We start from the raw sequence: 18,954 nt of genomic DNA, 5'->3' as shown, positions 1-18,954 counted from the left end.
CCTTAAGCGTCCCCCCTCCCACCGAACACCACCCGCGCCCTCAGCCCACGCCCCTCCGCGCCATCCTCCAGCGTCAGCCGCCCGCCGAACAGCCCGGCGATCTCTTCGATGATGGCAAGGCCGAGGCCGGCGCCGGGGGCGGCGTTGGCTTCGCCGCGGGCAAAGCGCTGGCGCACCATGGCGCGTTTTTCCGGAGGAATGCCGGGGCCGTTATCTTCCACTTCCAGCCAGACCTCACCCGCCTGCCTGCCGACGCGGACTGTGACTTCCGCACCGCGACCGGCATAATTGATGGCATTGGAAACGAGATTGCCGATCAGTTCGCCGATCAGGAGCGGCTCGGCGGCAATGGCGACCTCCCCTTCGCCTTCGAAACCGAGATCGATGCCGGCTTCGGCCGCACGCGGCACGAAATCGGCCGTCACATTCTGCGCAACGGCCACGAGATCAATCGCAGAAAAATCATGCTTTTCGCTCGAACCGGCGGCATCGATATTGGCCATGCGCAGCAGCTGGGCGAGGATATGTTCGGCATGGGCCACGGACGCCCCGCCCTTCAGCGCCGCCGCCTGCGCTTCCTCAAGGCTCGCGGCGCGGGCGGAAAGCGCAAGCTGCGTGCTGATGATGGCAAGCGGCGTGCGCAGCTGGTGGCTGGCATTGCCGGTAAAATGGCGGAGCGCATCGAGCGCCGATTGCAGCCGCACCATGAAGGAATTGACCGTTTCCACCAGATTCTCCACCTCCACCGGCACGGATTGGCGGATGGGGTGCAGGTCATTCGGGCTGCGCTCGGCAATCGCTTCGCTGAGCCGGTAAAGCGGGCGCAGCGAAATCGTCACCGCGATCCAGACGATGATCGCCGCCCCCACAATCATCAACAGCAGGCGCAGCGCAGAGCGCAGGATGATCGCCTGCGCCAGCTGGCTGCGGGCAATGGTGGTTTCGGCGACCGTTACGGAAAAAGGCACGGAATTGATGCCGGTGGAAGCGAAGCGGCGGATGGCGGCGATGCGGATCGGTTCATCGCGGAACACGGCATCGCGATAAGCGGGGGTATCGCCCTTCGGGTTCTCCACCGTCGGCAGGTTCTGGTAACCGGTGAGGAATTGCCCGTTCGGCCCGTCGACACGGTAAAACACCCGGTCCTGTGCGGCCGATGTCAGCATTTCCAGCGCCACATAGGGAATATCGACTTCCAGCGAGCCGTCTTCTGCCACCACCACCCGCTCGGCAATGGCAAGTGCGGAACCGGAAAGCACCCGGTCGGAGACGACATTGGCGGTATTGACCGCCTCGCGCCAGGTATCGGTCAGCGCAACGCAGCCGATAATGGCGGTGGAGATGAGAAGCCAGCCTAAAAGTCGCCGCCTGAGCGAATAGGCGGCCTGTCTCATTCAGCCATCTCCGGCAGCTTTTCGAGATAATAACCGATGCCGCGCGCCGTCTTCACTGTCAGCCCGTGGGGCGCGAGCCGCTTGCGCAGGCGGCTGACATATTGCTCGATGGCATTGGCGGAAATATCGTCGTCGAAGCCGGTCAGCGACTGCACGATCGCTTCCTTGGCAACGACCTTGCCGGCCCGCATGAACAACACTTCGAGCAGCGCCACCTCGCGCGCCGGAATATCGAGCGGACGCCCATCCGCCGAAAAGGTGCGGGAATTGAGATCGAAAAGCACCTTGCCGAAACTCAGCGCCGAGGAGCGCAGCCCGGCATTGCGGCGCAGCAGCACCCGCACCCTCGCCTCGAATTCGGTGATGTCGAAAGGCTTGATCATGTAGTCGTCGGCGCCGAGATCGAGCCCCTTGACCTTTTCCTCCGGCGTGCCGCGCGCCGTCAGGATCAGCACCGCCGCCTTGTCCTGGCGCGAGCGCATGGAGCGCAGCACCTCGATACCGTCCATTTCCGGCAGGTTGAGATCGAGAATGACCAGATCGAAACTTTCAGCCGCAATCGCCGCATCGGCGGAAGCGCCATCGGACACCACATCCACGGCATAACCGCTGCCGCGCAGCAGCGCCGACAGCCCCTCCGACAGCACCTGATTGTCCTCGACCAGCAAAATACGCAAATCTTCCCTCCCACAGCATTGCCGAGTTTAACCAGACCCTTACCGCTTGTGAATGGCCAGCGCCTGCTGCATGATCTTTTCCATGCGTATCTGCCTTCTCCTCTGTCTCTGTCTTTGCATGGCCTCGCCGGCGCTTGCGCAAGTCGCCATCTTTCCGGCACCCTCCGGCAAGGCGGATGCCGAAACGCTGGTGGTCTATTCCTCGCTGGACGAACCGCTGGCGACGCCGATGATCGAGGGTTTCCAGAAGGCCAATCCCGATATCGCCGTCCATTATGAGGATATGCTGACCGGCGAGATTTACGACCGCATCGTGAAGGAAACCGACGCCGGCAAAAAGACCGCCGATTTCGCCTTTTCCTCCGCCATGGATCTGCAGGTGAAGCTGAGCAATGACGGTTATGCCCAGCGTTCCGACCTCGCCATGAGCGCCCGCTGGCCCGCCTGGGCGAACTGGCGCAACACCGCCTATGCGCTGACCTTCGAGCCGGCGGTTTTCGTTTATCACAAGCCGAGCTTCACCACCGAAGAACCGCCAGCCAGCCGCGCCGAATTCGTCGATTATCTCGAACGCCACGCCAGGCAAGTGCATGGCCGCATCGCCACCTACGACATCGAACGCTCCGGCGTCGGCTTCCTGTTCATGTCGCGCGATCAGGAGCAGTTCGGCGATATATGGAACGTCATCAAGGCCATGGGCGCGGCGGGCGTGAAGGTCTATTCCACTTCCTCGGCCATTCTGGAACGCGTCTCCGACGGACGTTTCGTGCTGGGCTACAATATTCTTGGCTCCTATGCGGCCGACTGGGCCTCGCGCCACCCCGATGTCGGCATCGTGCTCCCGAAAGACTATACCGTCGTCATGTCGCGCATCGGTCTGGTGCCGGAAGCCGCCGCCAATCCCGCGCTCGGCCGTCGTTATCTCGAATTCTTCATGTCTAAGGAGGGCCAGACGATCATGGCCCGGCAGTTGCAGATCCCCGCCGTCAGTCCGGAAGTGGCGGGCGAAAACACCGCCAACACCATGCAGGCCATCCACGGCGCACAATTGCGCCCCGTGCCCGTCAGCCCCGGCCTGATGGTCTATCTGGATCAGGTCAAGCGCAGCCGCCTGATCGAGCGCTGGAACGAGGCGTTGCGGTCGCAGTAGGTTTGAGCACCCCACCATCCACAGGGATGAGGGAACGGCAAGCTTTGAAAGCGCCATCCCACACGCCACAGTAGACGTCCGATACAAATTAATAGAGAGTAAATGCGCAAGGACTTGCGTAGCGTCAGTTAGATGACAGCTTTCTGTGATGCTCTGCAATTCTTCTTCATTCCGTGGAGGCGGAAGAAGATGCGGGAGGAAATCCAGGATTGCCAAGGCCCCACGCTGAGCATTCAGCGCCGGCGCAGACGCGTCCGAAAAGCCCCCCGCATAAACGAAAAACGACGCCCAAAAAGGGCATCCTGAGGAGGGTTTTCCAAGTGAAGCATTTTCTTATCGGCACATTCCTGGCGGGCGTGATCGCGCTTCCGGCGGTTGCAGCGGACTACACCATTATTGCCCCGGCAAATCCCGGCGGCGGCTGGGACCAGACCGCGCGCTCCCTGCAGACCGTGCTGCAGGAAGAAGGCATTTCCAAGAGCGTTCAGGTGCAGAACGTACCGGGCGCCGGCGGCACCATCGGTCTTGCGCAGTTCGCCAGCCAGCAGAAGGGCAACCCGAACGCCCTCATCGTCGGCGGTTACGTGATGGTCGGCGCGATCCTCACCAACAACGCGCCCGTCACGCTTAAGGAAGTAACGCCGATTGCCCGTCTGACCGGCGAATATGAAGCCATCGTCGTTCCGGCATCTTCGCCGCTGAAGACAATCGGCGACCTCGTCGACCAGCTCAAGAAGGATCCGGGCAGCGTTTCCTGGGGCGGCGGCTCCGCCGGCGGCACCGACCATATCGCCGTTGGCCTGATTGCCAAGGCAGCCGGCGTCGATCCGACCAAGATCAACTACATCGCTTATTCCGGCGGTGGCGAAGCGCTTGCCTCGATCCTCGGCTCGCAGGTGACGGCCGGTATTTCGAGCTACGGCGAATTCGAAAGCCAGGTAAAGGCTGGCACGCTGCGCCTGCTCGCGGTTTCCAGCGAAGAGAAGCTGGAAGGCGTCGATGCGCCGACGCTGAAGGAAAGCGGCCTTGATGTCGTCGTCCAGAACTGGCGCATGGTCGCCGCTCCTCCCGGCCTGACGCCGGAGCAGGAAAAGGCCGTTAACGCCGACATCGAAAAGCTGGTGAAGTCCGCCAAGTGGCAGGAAACCCTGAAGACCAAGAGCTGGATGGACACCTATCTCGCCGGTGACGAATTCAAGGCGCAGCTCGCCAAGGATACCGACGCCACCGCCGCCATCCTCAAAGACATCGGACTGGTAAAATGAGCCAGGGTTCCAACCCTTCGCAGCATCAAAAGCGCCGCCCTGACTGGGCGGCGCTGGCGATCGCCATCTTCCTCGTTATCATCGCCTGCGTGATCTTCTGGGACAGCGCCCGTCTCGCCAGCGTCACCGGTTATTCGCCGGTCGGCCCGGCAACCGTGCCTTACGCCATTGGCTTCTGTCTTGTCGGCCTGGCGCTGTGGACGGCCATCGAGGCCTGGCGCGGTGATTTTCCAGAACGCGACAAACAGGAAATCGCCCCTGTTATCTGGGTCGTTGCCGGCCTTGCCGCACAGATGTTGCTGCTCAACGTCGCGGGTTTTTCCATCGCCACCGGCCTGCTTTTCGCCTTTACGGCGCGCGCCTTCGGCAAACGCAAGCTCTGGTATTCGATCCCCATCGGCATCGCCCTGAGCTTCTTCATCTGGTTCATCTTCGCGCGGCTGCTGCAGCTTTCGCTGCCCGCCGGGCCTCTGGAACGGCTGTTGTTCTAACAGCCATTCCGACCAAAATTCGAGATCACAGGAACAATTGGCGCGCGATGACGCAAAAGCCAGTCGTTCCGCCCGCCCATCGGGTCCACTTGGGGGACATCTGTCCATGAGTACCTTTGAATTCCTGCTGCACGGTCTTGAGGTTGCCGCACAACCCATGAACCTGCTCTATGCGCTGATCGGCGTCACGCTCGGCACCGCCGTCGGCGTCCTGCCCGGCATCGGGCCGGCGCTGACCGTGGCGCTGCTTCTGCCCGTTACCTATAGGCTCGATCCCGCCGGTTCGCTCATCATGTTCGCCGGCATCTATTATGGCGGCATGTATGGCGGCTCGACCACTTCGATCCTGCTCAACACGCCGGGCGAAAGCGCCTCGATAGTGACCGCGCTCGAAGGCAACAAGATGGCCCGCAAGGGCAGAGGCGGTCCGGCGCTGGCCACCGCCGCCATCGGCTCCTTCGTCGCCGGCCTCATCGCCACCATCGCGCTCGCCTTCATCGCGCCCTATATCGTCAAGCTGGCGCTGGTCTTCGGCCCGCGTGAATATTTCGCGCTGATGGTGCTCGCCTTCGTCACCGTTTCCTCCGCCTTCGGGGACTCGGCGCTGCGCGGCCTTACCTCGCTGTTCATCGGCTTTGCCCTTGCCATCGTCGGCATCGACCAGCTGACCGGCCAGACCCGCATGAGCTTCGGCATTCCCGACCTGCTCGACGGCGTGGAAGTGACGACGCTTGCGGTGGCCATGTTCGCCATCGGCGAAACGCTGTTCATCGTCGCCCAGGGCAGCACCGGCCCGGATAAGGTCGAAGCCGTGAAAGGCTCCGTCTGGATGAGCGCGCAGGACTGGGCACGCTCCTGGAAAGCCTGGCTGCGCGGCACGCTCATCGGCTTCCCCATCGGCGCCATGCCGGCGGGTGGCGCTGAAATCGGCACCTTCCTGTCCTATGCCACCGAAAAGAAGCTGACCAAATATCCGGAAGAATTCGGCCATGGCGCCATCGAAGGCGTCGCCGGTCCGGAAGCCGCCAACAATGCCTCCGCCGCCGGTACGCTGGTGCCGCTCTTGACGCTCGGCCTGCCCACGACGGCGACCGCCGCCATCATGCTCGCCGGCTTCCAGCAATATGGCCTTCAGCCCGGCCCGCTGCTGTTCGCCACCAATCCGCAGCTGGTCTGGGGCCTGATCGCCAGCCTGTTCATCGCCAACCTGATGCTGCTGGTTCTAAACCTGCCGCTCGTCGGCCTGTGGGTGAAGCTGCTGACCATTCCGAAGCCCTGGCTTTATGCCGGCATCCTGCTGTTTGCGACGCTCGGCACCATCGGCGCCAACCCGTCGGTCTTCGAACTCGGCATGCTGCTCGCCTTCGGTATCCTCGGCTATATCATGCGCATCTTCGGTTATCCGATTGCGCCTGCGGTCGTCGGCCTCATCCTCGGCCCGCTCGCCGAACAGCAGCTGCGCCGCGCTCTTGCCATCGGCCAGGGCGACCCGACGGTGCTGTTCACCTCGCCGATTGCCGTTGGCCTCTTCATCGTGGCAGCCGCCGCCTTCATCATCCCGCTCATCATGCGTATCCGCGGCCGTGGCGAGGTGCTGACGCAGCTTGCCGCCAACGAGGACTGAGAAACCAAGAGCCTCCCAAGGCAACTGGCTCCGTATCTCCGGATGCGGGGCCTTTTTTATTCACGCCAACGGGATGTGTGATGCACGCACGCCCATGATAGAATTGCGCCAACCGCAGGAGAAAGACATGCGCACGATCGCGATCATGATGGTTCTGGCGCTTGCCGGCTGCACCACCGCCCCCGATGTCGAGCCCATTCCCGGCAGCATCACCTATGGCGGACAGCCGCGCACCAAACTCACCAAATCCCCCATCGGTAGCACGCTCAGCAATGAATTCGTCATGGGCGACGGGCGGCTGGCGATCGAAACCTACCGCGTGCAACCGGACCGGTCGCTGAAACTGGAAAGGCGCGAAATCGTCGGCGACTGGCCGCCGGATTGAGACGTGCGGACACAGACCGGGTTAGCGACGCGTGCGAAAACGGTGCTTCCGTCATCCTCGGCCTTGTGCCGAGGATCTGCGACCTGTCGATTTTGTTCAACGTGATTAGATCCTCGGCACAAGGCCGAGGATGACGGCCGGACAGATTGCAGACCATGCTTTTCCACCCGCACATTTCCCGCTCACCGCAATTCAGAACCGTTCTAAAACATAATTTTGATTTCCGCCGACCTTGCCAATAAAGCTGATTGCCAACATCAAGTTAACCCGGCGGGATCACGTCCGCCGGCTCGGAACCATATTGCAAGGGACATATTAAGTGGCCATCAACTTCACCTTCCCCGTTCGGCTGCTGGCGGCAGCGGCCTTCAGCCTCGGCGCAATGACGGCAAGTGCCGAAGAAATGACGATCAGGCACGCACAGGGTGAGACCGTACTGAAGGCGGCGCCGAAGAAGGTTCTGGTTCTCGATATTCCCTCGCTCGACAATCTTGATGCGCTCGGCGTCGAGCCCGCCGGTGTCGTCGGCTCCAACCTGCCGACCTATCTGCAGAAATATGCCGATGGCAAATATCTGAAGGTCGGCACGCTGTTTGAGCCCGATTATGAGGCGATCAATGCGGCCGAGGCCGATCTCGTCATCGTCGGCGGCCGTTCGCGGGCGAAATATCCGGACGTTGCGAAGATCACGCCCGCCATCGACATGTCGGTGGATTCCAAGGAATTCATCGGCAGCGTCAAAGCCAACATCACCAAGCTCGGCGATATCTTCGGCAAGCAGGAAGAAGCCAGGAAGCTCGATGCCGCCATCGATGAAAAAGTCGCCAAGCTGAAGGAAATCGCACCCAATTCCGGCACGGCGATGATCCTCGTCACCAATGCCGGCAAGGTCGGCGTTTATGGCCCAAGCTCGCGCACCGGCTGGCTGCACACCGAAATCGGCTTCAGGCCGGTCGCAGCCGACATCGACGACCGCTTCGACCGCGGCGATGTCGTCTCCTTCGAATATCTGGCCGAGGTCAATCCCGAGTGGCTGTTCGTGATCGACCGCGATGCCGGCATCGGCCGCGCCACCGATCCGGGCAAGGCAGCCGCGCAGGTGCTGGACAACGAGCTGGTGCACCAGACCAATGCCTGGAAGAAAAAGCAGATCGTTTATCTCGATCCGCAGGCGGCCTATATCGTCAGCAGCGGTTATACGGCGCTCACCACCCTGCTCGATCAGGTCTACAAGGCCGTCTCGGAGAAGAAATCGTAAAAGCCTCCAGGCATCCGCTTCTGAAGGCTGCTCCATACTCGACGTCATCCTCGGGCTTGTTCCGGGGACCGAGGATGACGGAGAAAGGTTTGTAGCCTCACCGTAAACCTGCGGGGTCGCCGGGAGCTTTCACCATTTTCGAAAAACCGCCAACGTGAAATCCCTGTCTCTCATCCTTGCCCTTCTTCTGGCCTTGACGCTCGCCATCGTCAGCCTGTTCGTCGGCGTGAGCAACGTTTCGCTCACAACGCTTTTCGCACCGGACACGAGTGCAGACGCGCTGCGCGTGCTGCTCGTCAGCCGCATTCCGCGCACGCTGGCGCTGATACTGGCCGGAAGCTCGATGGCGATTGCCGGGCTCATCATGCAGATGCTGGTGCGTAACCGCTTCGTGGAACCTTCGACGGCGGGCACCACCGAATCCGCCGGCCTCGGCGTGCTCACCGTCACCCTGCTGGCGCCGGATACGCCGATCTTCGGCAAGATGCTGGTGGCCGCCGTTTTTGCGCTCGCCGGAACCGCGCTGTTCCTGCGTATCCTTAGGCAGGTGCCGCTGCGCGACGTGCTGCTGGTGCCGCTGATCGGCATCATGCTGGGCGGCGTCATCTCCGCCGTCACCACCTTCTTCGCTTATCGTTTCGACCTTCTACAATCGCTCGGCGCATGGATGACGGGAGATTTTTCCGGAGTGCTGCGCGGCCGTTATGAATTGCTTTGGGTCGGCTTCCTTTTCGCCATCGCCGCCTATCTCGCCGCAGACCGCTTCACCGTGGCCGGCATGGGCCGCGATTTCACCACCAATCTCGGTCTGAACTATCGCCGGGTGATGGCGCTCGGCCTCACCATCGTCTCGCTGGTAAGCGCCGTCGTCGTCGTCACCGTCGGCATGATCCCGTTTCTCGGGCTGATCGTGCCGAATGTCGTCAGCCTGATGATCGGCGACAATATGCGCCGGTCCGTGCCCTGGGTGGCGACGCTCGGCGCGGTCTTTGTGCTTTCCTGCGACATCATCGGCCGGACCGTGCGTGCGCCTTACGAAATACCTATCGGAACCGTGGTCGGCGTCATCGGCAGCGCGCTGTTCCTCTATCTTCTGCTGCGGAAACGCCACCATGCGTGAGAGACATCCCGACCGGCGCGCGAAAGCCGTTCTGCTCGTGCTTGCGGCATTCGCACTCATCTCAATGGCCGCCTTCATGACGCTGGGCGCCAAGGGCAGCTGGAGCTTCGTGCTGCCGTTTCGCGGCATCAAGCTTCTGTCGCTGCTGCTGGTGGCCTATGCCATCGCGGTCTCCACCGTGCTGTTCCAGACGGTCACCAACAACCGCATCCTCACCCCTTCGGTGATGGGTTTCGATTCGCTTTACGTGTTGATGCAGACCGGGCTGATCTTCGTCTTTGGCTCGGCAACCGTCGTCCTGATCGATCCGCAGCTGAAATTTCTCACGGAGACCGCGCTGCTCGTCGCCTTTTCCGCCCTGCTCTATCGTTGGCTTTTCGTCGGCGCGGAACGCAGCCTGCATCTTCTGGTGCTGGTGGGCATCGTCTTCGGCGTCTTCTTCCGCAGCCTCTCGGGCTTCATGCAGCGCGTGCTCGACCCCAATGAATATACGGTGCTGCAGGATGTGCTGTTCGCCAGCTTCAATTCCATCGATCCGACGCTTCTTGCCGTCTCCGCCGTCATCATCGGCGTGGTGACCATCATCGGGCTCAGGCTCATGCACACGCTCGACGTCCTCTCGCTCGGCCGCGCAACGGCCATCAGCCTCGGGGTCGAATATAAGCGCACGGTCACCATCATCCTCGTGCTGGTCTCGGTGCTCGTCGCCGTCTCTACCGCACTCGTCGGCCCGGTCATGTTCTTCGGCCTGCTGGTGGCAGTCCTTGCCCATTATCTTACCGGCAATGGCAAACACGCCTATGTGTTGCCGGCGGCGATCCTCATCGCCGTGATCTGCCTCGTCGGCGGCCAGGTGGTGCTGGAGCGGGTCTTCGCCTTCGATACGGCGCTCTCGATCATCATCGAATTTCTCGGCGGCATCGTCTTTATCGGTCTTATTCTGAAGCGGGGGGCGCGATGATCATCGCCAGTCAGATCAGCAAATCCTATGGCGACAGCCTCGTCGTTGACGGCGTCTCCGTCTCCATTCCGGCAGGCGGCGTCACTTCCATCATCGGGCCGAACGGTGCGGGAAAATCGACGCTGCTCTCCATCGTCGCAAGGCTGATGTCGATGGATGCCGGAACGGTGACAGTGGACGGTCTGGATGTCACGAAAACCCCTTCCGACACGCTGGCCAAGCGGCTCTCCATATTGCGGCAGGACAACCACATCTCTTCGCGCCTGACAGTGCGCGATCTCGTCGGTTTCGGCCGTTACCCCTATTCCAAGGGTCGCCCCACCATCGAGGACAAGGTCCATATCGACCGGGCGCTGGAATATCTGCATCTCGAAACCCTTGCCGGCCGGTTTCTGGACGAGCTTTCCGGCGGCCAGCGCCAGCGCGCCTTCGTGGCCATGGTGCTGTGCCAGGATACGGATTATGTGCTGCTCGACGAGCCGCTCAACAATCTCGACATGAAACACGCCTCCAGCATGATGAAGATCATGCGCCGCGCCGCTGACGAGCTGAAGAAGACCGTGGTTCTGGTGCTGCACGACATCAACTTCGCCTCCTGGTATTCCGACACCATCATCGCCATGCGCGAAGGCCGCATCTGCCATCAGGGGCCGGCGGAAGAGATCATCCGTCCGGACGTCCTCAAGGACATCTACGACATGCCGATCCGCGTCAATGAGATAGACGGCCGGCGCATCTGCCTGTTTTACGAATGACATGATGATTGTGCAGGATTTTTGCTGTCCCAGTGCTTAGCATGGAACAGGGCCACTGGCCCGGACGTTAAACGACGGACTTTTCCAAAGCGGCATTCCGTCCGCAACTTCAGGAGACATCGATGAAGACGCACAAGACGAAGAACGACCTGCCTTCCAACGCCAAGTCGACCGTGATCGGCATTCTCAACGAATCGCTCGCCTCGGTAATCGACCTTGCACTCATCACCAAGCAGGCGCACTGGAACCTCAAGGGCCCGCAATTCATCGCCGTGCATGAACTTCTCGACACTTTCCGCACCCAGCTCGACAATCATGGCGATACGATTGCCGAGCGTGTTGTCCAGCTTGGCGGCACTGCGCTCGGCAGCCTGCAATCCGTCTCCTCGACGACGAAGCTCAAGGCCTATCCCACCGACATCTACAAGATCCACGACCATCTGGACGAACTGATCGAGCGTTATGGCGAAGTCGCGAACATGATCCGCAAGGCTATCGACGATTCCGACGAGGCGGGCGACCCGACGACGGCGGATATCTTCACCGCCGCCTCGCGCGATCTCGACAAGTCGCTCTGGTTCCTCGAAGCGCATGTGCAGGAAAAGAGCTGAGCCGGAAGCGGCTCCCGCCACAACACACACGAAAGCGCCCGAGATGCTCGGGCGCTTTTTTATTGTCATATGGCGCAATCAGTGCCGACGTAAAACCGCAAGACCGATATCGCGCAACATCTCATGGTCGAGAATGCCGCGCTGGGCGCTACGGATCAAAACTGCCGCGCACTCATTGGCAACATGGCTGCTGCGGTCTTGAAAGCATTCGAAACATACGCCATCGAAAATAGTCTGCAGATCGGAGATCTGCTCCGGCGACAATTGTGCGCCAACCCGTTCAAAAGCTGCGTACGACAAGGCTCATCCTCCCGATGATGATATGCCAAGTATCGTTCCCAATATCGTTTCGATTTTTCTTGTGGACAGGGAATTTGTACACCCGAACGAATCACTTGTCGAATCAGATTTTAACCAAATGTAAATAGGTTATTTTCTGGCATTCCCGCCGACCGCCACCCCCATGGCAGGGGGATAAAAACCAGCTGAAACAATATCTTCAACGGAAATTCCCTGGTCGTCAGCCCGTGATGACCGCCAGATTTCGGATAAATCCGCACACAGGCGGATTTCCACCGAAACCGCAAAAGAAACTGTTGCATTCCAAAAACGATTGAGCGATATAGCACCCGTCGCCGCTTCGGCGGCCCACGGTTCAGCGAACTACCCCGGACCGGTGGATTTGAGCGGGTGTAGCTCAGGGGTAGAGCACAACCTTGCCAAGGTTGGGGTCGAGGGTTCAAATCCCTTCGCCCGCTCCAAATTTCCAGAACAGGCAGATAAATCTTCACTGCACCCGATGTGAGACGCGTCGTTTCCATGGGCTGTGACGCGCATCGCCGTGCGAAATGCGCAAGGATTTTCCACGCATGGGCAAACCGGGAAGGGCGTTCCCTCCCCGGCTCTTATTATCAGGCGGCCTTGTCCCAGACGGGTGCAAGCCCTTCCGGTGAAACGATACGGCCATCCGGTCTCGCAAGCGCGCGGATCGCCGCCATTTCATCGGCGGAAAGCTCGAAATCGAAGATGGCGAGATTTTCATCGACGCGGGCTTCGCTGACCGTCTTCGACAGTGCGATGACACCCTGCTGCTGCACGAGCCAGCGTAGTACCACCTGCGCCACCGACTTGCCACGGCCTGCGGCGATTTCCTTCAGCACCGGATCGTTAAACACCTTGCCATCGGCCATGCCGTAATAACCCGTCACCGACATGCCGGCAGCCTTCGCCGCGGCGATAACCACGTCCTGATCGATATAGGGGTGGTATTCGATCTGGTTGGTCACGATCGGGGCCTTGGACAGCTTCACCGCCTCGACCATCAGCGCCGTGCTGAAATTGGAAACGCCGATATGGCGAACCTTGCCGGCTTCCTTCACCGCGTTCAGCGCGCCGATCTGTTCGGCAAGCGAAACCGCCTCGTTCGGCCAATGCAGCAGCAGCAGGTCGACATAATCGGTCTTCAGCTTTTTCAGGCTCTCATCCACGGAGACGAGGAAGGCATCGTGCCTGTAGTTTTCGACCCAGACCTTGGTGGTCAGAAACACGCCGCCCCGCGCCACACCGGAGGCAGCGATGGCTTCCCCGACTTCGGCCTCATTGCCGTAGATCTGGGCGGTATCGATATGGCGGAAACCGGCTTTCAGCGCATGGGGAACGATGCGCAGCACATCGGCACCGGGAATACGAAACGTGCCGAAACCCAGTGCCGGGATCGAAGCGCCATTTGCGGTGACATCAAACATATATTTTCTCCTTTGAAGTGACCCGGCCGACTTGGGGATCGGCCGGGAATTTTATGAAAAGTTCAGGCGGTTTTCAGGGTCAGCGCGGCGCGGCGGTCGAGCGCGCTGCTCCAGAGGGTCAAGAGCAGGGCCACGGCGACGAGAATGGCGCCGACCCACGGGGTTGCGGCAAGCCCCATCGGTGATTCCACCACCAGACCGCCAAGCCATGCGCCAATGGCGATGCCGAGGTTGAAAGCGGCGATGTTGAGCGCCGAGGCGACATCGACGGCGCCGGGGCGATGTTCCTTGGCAAGCTGCACCACATAAAGCTGCAGGCCGGGAACATTGGCGAAGGACAGGAAGCCGAGCGCGGCAAGCGTGATGAGCGTCAGCACCGGGGAGAAGGCGGTGAAGGAAAAGACGAGCAGCACGATGGCCTGCGCCAGGAAGAGGCCGATCAGCGCCCTGGCCGGGTTATGGTTGGCGATCCTGCCGCCGCCAATATTGCCGGCCGCAATGGCGATGCCATAAAGCACGAGGATCAGGCTGACGCTCTTTTCGGAAAAGCCGGTGACATCCTGCAGGATCGGCGCAAGGAAGGTGAAGGCGACGAAGGTGCCGCCGTAACCGAGCGCGGTCATGGCGAAAACGATGAGCAGGCGACCGGAGCCGAGAACACGGACCTGATCGAAGAGGCTCGCCGGCGGCGCCTTCTTGAGCGTGTTCGGCAGAAGCGTGGCAATGCCGAAGAAGGCGATGACGCCGAGGGCGGCAACGACCCAGAAGGTCGCACGCCAGCCGAAGACCTGCCCGATATAGGTGCCAAGCGGAACGCCGGTGACGATGGCGACCGTCAGCCCCATGAACATCATGGCAATGGCCGAGGCGCGGCGATTTTCCGGCACGAGATCGGCGGCGATGGTGGAGCCGACCGAGAAGAAGACGCCATGGGCGAAGGCGGCGATGACGCGGGCGACAAGCAGCATCTCATAGCTGGGCGACAGGGCCGCAGCGCTGTTGCCGATGATGAACAGGGCCATCAGGCCGAGCAGCAGCGGCTTTCTTTCGATCCTGCCGGTCAGCGCCGTCAGGATCGGCGCACCGAAGGTGACGCCCAGCGCATAAACGCTGACGATGAGGCCGGCAAGCGGCAGGGTAATGTTGAGATCGGTCGCGACCGTCGGCAGAAGACCGACAATCACGAACTCCGTGGTGCCGATCGCATAGGCCGCGATCGTCAGGGCAAATATGGCCAATGGCATGACGAATACCTCTTCGCCCGGAGCGGGATCGCGGGCGTTCTGGACGGCGACGCCGTCCGGTTGGATCAAATTTATGGATGCAATATGGGCGAAGGGGACTTGCATGATAATCGGCAAGGTCGGATAAATACCTTTGAATTGATTTCACAGGTGGTGCGACGATGGACAATCGGGCCGGAGAAATGGAAGTCTTCGTGGCGGCGGCGGAGCTCGGCAGTTTTTCCGCCGCCGGGCGCAGGCTGAAGCTTTCACCCTCGGCGGTGAGCAAGCTCGTCACCCGTATCGAAGACCGCCTTGGCACCCGGCTGCTTGCCCGCTCCACCCGGCTTGTCACGCTCACACCGGAGGGCGAAGTCTATCTTGCGCGGGCAAGGCGCATTCTCGCCGACATAGCCGAGACCGAGCAGATCGTGGCGAGCGGCGGCAAAGTGGTGCCGCGCGGCCTTTTGCGCGTCAACGCCACGCTGGGCTTCGGCGAACGTTATCTCCTGCCGCTTGCGCCGGAATTTTTGTCGCTTTATCCGGAAATCGAGCTGGATATCTCACTGACCGACGGCGTCATCAGCCTGATAGAGGAACGCACCGATATCGCCATCCGCTCGGGCGCGATGGGAGATTCATCCCTGAAGGCGAGAAAGCTGAAGGAAGTCCGTCGCGTCATCGTCGCCTCCCCCGCCTATATCGAACGACACGGCATGCCGGAAACACCGCAGGATCTGGCGCGGCACAATTGCTTCAGCTTCAATTTCAGCCGCAGCCTCAACGAATGGCCGTTTCGCAACCCCGGCTCTGCGGAAGTCTACCGACTGCCCGTAACGGGCAACGTTTCGGTCAACAGCGGCATGGCCATGCGAAGGCTCTGCCTGACGGGCCTGGGACTGGGAAGGGTCGGCGAATTTCATATCGAGCCGGATATCGAGGCGGGCCTGCTCGTGCCGGTTCTGGAAGACTACAATGCCGAGGAGATGGAAGTGATCCACGCGGTTTATGCCGGTCACGAACACCTGGCCGCCCGCGTTCGCGCCTTCATCGATTTTGTCGCAGCAAGGGTCGGGCGGTGACTGGCCGCCTCACACCAGGCCGTGCACCAGCTTGGCCAGCCAGTCGACAAAAACGCGGACCTTGTTGGTTACATGCCGGGTCTGGGGATAGACCACATAGATCGGCATGGCCTCGCGCCGCCATTCGGAAAGCACCGGCACCAGTTCTCCCCGCGAAAGCGCATCCTTCACCATGAAAACGGGAAGCTGCACGATGCCCATGCCGGCCAGCGCCGCATTGAGATAGGTACGGCTGTCATTGACCGAGACGACATAATTCGGGGTCAGCTCGACGCTGCGCACGCCGTTGTCAAAGGAGGCCGGCATGATCTGGCCGGTGGTGGCGTTGAGGTAGCCCACCGAATAATGCTCCTTCTCCAGATCCTCCGGTTCTTGCGGCATGCCGAAATTTTCGATGTAGGATGGCGAGGCGAATGTCTCGAACCGGAGTTCGCCCACTTTACGGGCAATCAGCGACTGATCGCGCAGCACGCCGACCCGCAGCGCACAGTCGACATTCTCCGCGATATAATCGACCAGACGGTCGCCGACACCGAGATCGAGACGGATTTGCGGATAACGCTGGTAAAATTCGCAAAGATGTGGGATAACCACCAGGTCCGCGAAGACACCGGCCATTTCCACCCGCAACCGACCGGAGGGCTGCACCTGTGCGCTGGACATGCTGCCGTCAAGTTCTTCGATTTCCGATAAAATCTGTGAGGCCCGCTCATAATAGAGAGCGCCGTCCGTTGTCAGCATAACCCGGCGCGTGGTGCGGTTGAGAAGTGTGGTGTGCAAATGCGCCTCCAGCGCCTGCACCATATTGGTGACAGTGGTTTTCGGCATGTTCAGCGCGGTGGCGGCGCGGCTGAAATTGCCGGTTTCCACGACCCGCGTAAAAACCCGCATGGCGGAGAGCTGATCCATTCACTGCCTCGGAGATATGATTATCCGTGATTTCGGAATAGTGTTTTCAAATTTGCATGCTTGATCGTTTCGATCCGAACAATAATATGGATTTCAGATTTTGCAATATGATCCGTCTCGAGCATGTCGCGCAAAAGTGCGCGGCGGTTTTGCGGTGACGACATGCGGCAAGGTAAAGACTTAAAGCGCAGGTGCTATCCAGAAGATCGCGACGCGCTTTAAGTGGCGGCGCAAAGGATCTGGGTTCATGAACGCGCATTGGGAAAATATGGGTAGCGAGACGTCCGCGTCGAAGCTCTCCGTGCGCCGTTATGAAGGTTCCTGCCTCTGCAGCCATCCGCCTGTCGTGCTTTATCTGCGCGGCGGATCGTTTCTGGAACCCGGCCTTGAGCCGGGCGGCAATTGCCCCGAGCTTCCGGTGGCCCGCGCGCTTGCGGAAAGCGGCGCAGTGGTCGTGGAAGCCGACTATAGCAAGCCGTCCGGTAACGAGTTTCCGATGGTCATCGATTGCGCCTATGAGGCGCTCGATCATCTGAGCCGGGACCGCAAGCATTATGGCGGCGCGAAATCGCTGCTGTTCGTGGCCGGCGAAGAGGCTGGCGGCAATGTGGCGGCGGGGCTTGCCTTGAAGGCCCGTGACCGCATGCCGGGCAAACTCGCAGGCCAGATTCTTCTGTCGCCCATGATCGACCCGATGATGACGACGGAATCCTTCCGCGATGCGGACAGGATCGGCATGCGCCAGCGCTGGGCCGATGGCTGGAGCCATTACCTTGCCAAGGCGTGCGGGTTTTTTCACCCCTATGCCGCGCCCTGCCAGTGCACGCGGCTGAACCGGGTGGCGCCGGCGCTGATCTTTACCGCCGAGGACGACCCTCTGCGCGACGAAACGGTCGGTTATGCCGACAGGCTCATCGCCTCGGGTGTCAGCGTTAGGCAGCATGTTTTCCCCGCCGGCGTCGGCTGGACGGGGCTTTATCAAGGAGAGGGCGGCGGATGGGTTTCCTCCGTCTGTTCGGAGTTCAAGACTTTCGTTGACCAGTTAAAACACTGAAAATTCGCATTTATTTATGAACGACCTGCTCCCGATCGGGGGGCCAAGGAGATACCCATGACGCTGAACACAAAGCGCCGGGCCCTGACGGGTGCCGGCATCGGACTTGCCATGTCCGTTGCAGCAGCAGCACTGTTTTTCGACCTCCCCACCAGCCGCGATGCAACGGCAGCCTCCACGCCTGTCGAAACACCGGCAATCCCGGTTACCGTCGCCAAGGTGGAAAGCCGCGACGTCATGCGCTGGGAAGAGTTTTCCGGCCGTCTCGAAGCCGTTGACCGGGTGCAGATCCGCTCCCGCGTCGCCGGCCAGATCAAGGCCGTACATTTCCGCGAAGGCGCGCTGGTGAAGGAAGGCGATCCTCTCTTCACCATCGACCCGGCCCCTTATCAGGCCGCCGTTGCGGGTGCTGAAGGCCAGGTCGCTTCGGCCGAAGCCAAGGTCAGCCTTGCCAAAACGGAACTCGACCGTGGCCGCAGGCTTTCCGACAATCGCACCATCTCCCAGAGCGATCTCGACCAGCGTCAAAGCTCGTTTGCGGATGCCGAAGCCCAGCTTCGCGCCGCCCGCGCAGCCCTGACCACGGCTCAGCTCGATCTCGGTTATACCGAAATCCTCGCCCCGGTTTCCGGCCGCGTCGGCCGCATCGAAATCACCGCCGGCAACCTCGTCGCCGCCGGCTCGACCTCGCCGGCGCTCACGACACTGGTATCGGTCAACCCGATCTATGCCAGCTTCAACGCCAGCGAAGGCGTAGTGGCCAAGGCGCTTGCCGAACTGCCGCAGACGGATGGCGCCCTGCCCGCCCTCGAACAGATCCCGGTGGAAATCGGCACCCTTTCGGATGAAGGCACGCCGATCAAGGGCACGCTGCACCTGATCGACAACCAGGTGGATTCGGCAAGCGGCACCATCGGTGTCCGCGCCGTCTTCGAAAATCCGGACGGCAGGCTCATTCCGGGCCAGTTCGTGCGGGTGCGCATGGGTGAACCGAAGCCGGAAAACCGCATCGTCATCAGCGACCGGGCCATCGGCACGGATCAGGACAAGCGCTTCGTCTTCGTGGTCGATGCCGAAAACAAGGTGAGCTACCGCCAGATCAAGCCGGGCGCACCGGCCGATGGCCAGCGCATCATCGAAAGCGGCCTTGCCGCCGGTGATACGATCGTCGTCAACGGCCTGCAGCGCATTCGCCCCGGTGCGACCATTGCACCGCAGGCGGAAGACAAGGTTGCTGCCTCGCAGTAACC

The 18,954-nt window shown here is 61.1% G+C and carries 19 protein-coding genes and 1 tRNA gene; 14 read left to right on the top strand and 6 right to left on the bottom strand.

What is annotated here, in order from left to right; all coding sequences use genetic code 11:
- Positions 1 to 2 precede the first annotated feature (2 nt).
- Together ACQZ5K_RS15580 and ACQZ5K_RS15575 are read right to left on the bottom strand one after the other, a co-directional pair.
- Positions 3 to 1,394: a sensor histidine kinase gene (locus tag ACQZ5K_RS15580; RefSeq protein WP_262533835.1), complete on the bottom strand. Its 1,392-nt coding sequence runs from the start codon at positions 1,392 to 1,394 to the stop codon at positions 3 to 5.
- Positions 1,391 to 2,071: a response regulator gene (locus ACQZ5K_RS15575; RefSeq protein WP_003491888.1), complete on the bottom strand. Its 681-nt coding sequence runs from the start codon at positions 2,069 to 2,071 to the stop codon at positions 1,391 to 1,393. Before ACQZ5K_RS15575 ends, ACQZ5K_RS15580 begins: the two co-directional genes overlap by 4 nt.
- A 52-nt stretch (positions 2,072 to 2,123) precedes the next feature.
- On the opposite strand from ACQZ5K_RS15575, the gene ACQZ5K_RS15570 reads away from it, so the two are divergent.
- The 10 genes from ACQZ5K_RS15570 to dps all read left to right on the top strand — a co-directional run bounded on the left by ACQZ5K_RS15570 (position 2,124) and on the right by dps (position 11,691).
- A complete protein-coding gene (locus tag ACQZ5K_RS15570; RefSeq protein ID WP_425102653.1) occupies positions 2,124 to 3,221 on the top strand; it encodes an ABC transporter substrate-binding protein in 1,098 nt (365 codons plus the stop codon).
- Positions 3,222 to 3,541: 320 nt separating this feature from the next.
- On the top strand, positions 3,542 to 4,486 hold the full coding sequence (locus ACQZ5K_RS15565) for a Bug family tripartite tricarboxylate transporter substrate binding protein (RefSeq protein WP_020809150.1): 945 nt from the start codon (positions 3,542 to 3,544) through the stop codon (positions 4,484 to 4,486).
- Complete coding sequence (locus ACQZ5K_RS15560; RefSeq protein ID WP_003522604.1) at positions 4,483 to 4,977, top strand: tripartite tricarboxylate transporter TctB family protein; 495 nt, start codon at positions 4,483 to 4,485, stop codon at positions 4,975 to 4,977. Before ACQZ5K_RS15565 ends, ACQZ5K_RS15560 begins: the two co-directional genes overlap by 4 nt.
- Positions 4,978 to 5,083: 106 nt before the next feature.
- Positions 5,084 to 6,601: a tripartite tricarboxylate transporter permease gene (locus ACQZ5K_RS15555; protein ID WP_020809148.1), complete on the top strand. Its 1,518-nt coding sequence runs from the start codon at positions 5,084 to 5,086 to the stop codon at positions 6,599 to 6,601.
- 127 nt (positions 6,602 to 6,728) lie between these two features.
- Positions 6,729 to 6,986: a hypothetical protein gene (locus ACQZ5K_RS15550; RefSeq protein WP_003522606.1), complete on the top strand. Its 258-nt coding sequence runs from the start codon at positions 6,729 to 6,731 to the stop codon at positions 6,984 to 6,986.
- A 319-nt stretch (positions 6,987 to 7,305) separates the two neighbouring features.
- On the top strand, positions 7,306 to 8,244 hold the full coding sequence (locus ACQZ5K_RS15545; RefSeq protein ID WP_448740769.1) for a siderophore ABC transporter substrate-binding protein: 939 nt from the start codon (positions 7,306 to 7,308) through the stop codon (positions 8,242 to 8,244).
- 154 nt (positions 8,245 to 8,398) lie between these two features.
- Positions 8,399 to 9,364 (top strand): ABC transporter permease, encoded by a 966-nt coding sequence (locus ACQZ5K_RS15540; protein ID WP_448740768.1) that lies wholly within the window; start codon positions 8,399 to 8,401, stop codon positions 9,362 to 9,364.
- The gene (locus ACQZ5K_RS15535; RefSeq protein WP_448740767.1) at positions 9,357 to 10,325 is read left to right on the top strand and encodes an iron chelate uptake ABC transporter family permease subunit; all 969 of its coding nucleotides are present in this window, start codon (positions 9,357 to 9,359) and stop codon (positions 10,323 to 10,325) included. Before ACQZ5K_RS15540 ends, ACQZ5K_RS15535 begins: the two co-directional genes overlap by 8 nt.
- On the top strand, positions 10,322 to 11,080 hold the full coding sequence (locus tag ACQZ5K_RS15530) for an iron ABC transporter ATP-binding protein (RefSeq protein WP_448740766.1): 759 nt from the start codon (positions 10,322 to 10,324) through the stop codon (positions 11,078 to 11,080). The genes ACQZ5K_RS15535 and ACQZ5K_RS15530 overlap by 4 nt, the downstream gene beginning before the upstream one ends.
- A gap of 122 nt (positions 11,081 to 11,202) precedes the next feature.
- The gene (gene dps, locus ACQZ5K_RS15525; RefSeq protein ID WP_003522611.1) at positions 11,203 to 11,691 is read left to right on the top strand and encodes a DNA starvation/stationary phase protection protein Dps; all 489 of its coding nucleotides are present in this window, start codon (positions 11,203 to 11,205) and stop codon (positions 11,689 to 11,691) included.
- A 78-nt stretch (positions 11,692 to 11,769) separates the two neighbouring features.
- Here the strand turns inward: dps and ACQZ5K_RS15520 are convergent, their stop codons facing one another.
- The gene (locus tag ACQZ5K_RS15520) at positions 11,770 to 11,991 is read right to left on the bottom strand and encodes a hypothetical protein (protein ID WP_448740765.1); all 222 of its coding nucleotides are present in this window, start codon (positions 11,989 to 11,991) and stop codon (positions 11,770 to 11,772) included.
- Positions 11,992 to 12,377: 386 nt separating this feature from the next.
- Here ACQZ5K_RS15520 and ACQZ5K_RS15515 point away from each other — a divergent pair.
- Positions 12,378 to 12,452 (top strand) — tRNA-Gly (locus ACQZ5K_RS15515).
- A gap of 150 nt (positions 12,453 to 12,602) precedes the next feature.
- On the opposite strand, the gene ACQZ5K_RS15510 is transcribed toward ACQZ5K_RS15515, so the two are convergent.
- On the bottom strand, positions 12,603 to 13,436 hold the full coding sequence (locus ACQZ5K_RS15510; protein WP_448740764.1) for an aldo/keto reductase: 834 nt from the start codon (positions 13,434 to 13,436) through the stop codon (positions 12,603 to 12,605).
- 62 nt (positions 13,437 to 13,498) lie between these two features.
- Complete coding sequence (locus tag ACQZ5K_RS15505; RefSeq protein ID WP_448740830.1) at positions 13,499 to 14,680, bottom strand: MFS transporter; 1,182 nt, start codon at positions 14,678 to 14,680, stop codon at positions 13,499 to 13,501.
- A 161-nt stretch (positions 14,681 to 14,841) separates the two neighbouring features.
- Here ACQZ5K_RS15505 and ACQZ5K_RS15500 point away from each other — a divergent pair, with 161 nt between their 5' ends.
- A complete protein-coding gene (locus ACQZ5K_RS15500) occupies positions 14,842 to 15,741 on the top strand; it encodes a LysR family transcriptional regulator (RefSeq protein ID WP_003522615.1) in 900 nt (299 codons plus the stop codon).
- A 9-nt stretch (positions 15,742 to 15,750) separates the two neighbouring features.
- Here ACQZ5K_RS15500 and ACQZ5K_RS15495 read toward each other — a convergent pair whose 3' ends face one another.
- Positions 15,751 to 16,650, bottom strand: a complete 900-nt coding sequence (locus ACQZ5K_RS15495; RefSeq protein WP_003522616.1) for a LysR family transcriptional regulator — start codon at positions 16,648 to 16,650, stop codon at positions 15,751 to 15,753.
- 247 nt (positions 16,651 to 16,897) lie between these two features.
- Between ACQZ5K_RS15495 and ACQZ5K_RS15490 the strand changes: the two genes are divergently transcribed.
- Both ACQZ5K_RS15490 and ACQZ5K_RS15485 read left to right on the top strand, forming a co-directional pair.
- Entirely contained in the window at positions 16,898 to 17,704 is an 807-nt protein-coding gene (locus ACQZ5K_RS15490; protein ID WP_003522617.1) for an alpha/beta hydrolase fold domain-containing protein, read from the top strand.
- A gap of 57 nt (positions 17,705 to 17,761) precedes the next feature.
- Positions 17,762 to 18,952 carry an efflux RND transporter periplasmic adaptor subunit gene (locus ACQZ5K_RS15485; RefSeq protein ID WP_448740763.1) on the top strand — a complete coding sequence of 397 codons (1,191 nt, stop codon included), beginning with the start codon at positions 17,762 to 17,764 and terminating at the stop codon, positions 18,950 to 18,952.
- Positions 18,953 to 18,954 lie beyond the last annotated feature (2 nt).

It is taken from the genome of Agrobacterium sp. 22-226-1, assembly GCF_053522345.1.
This window is presented reverse-complemented; position numbering and strand designations above follow the sequence as displayed.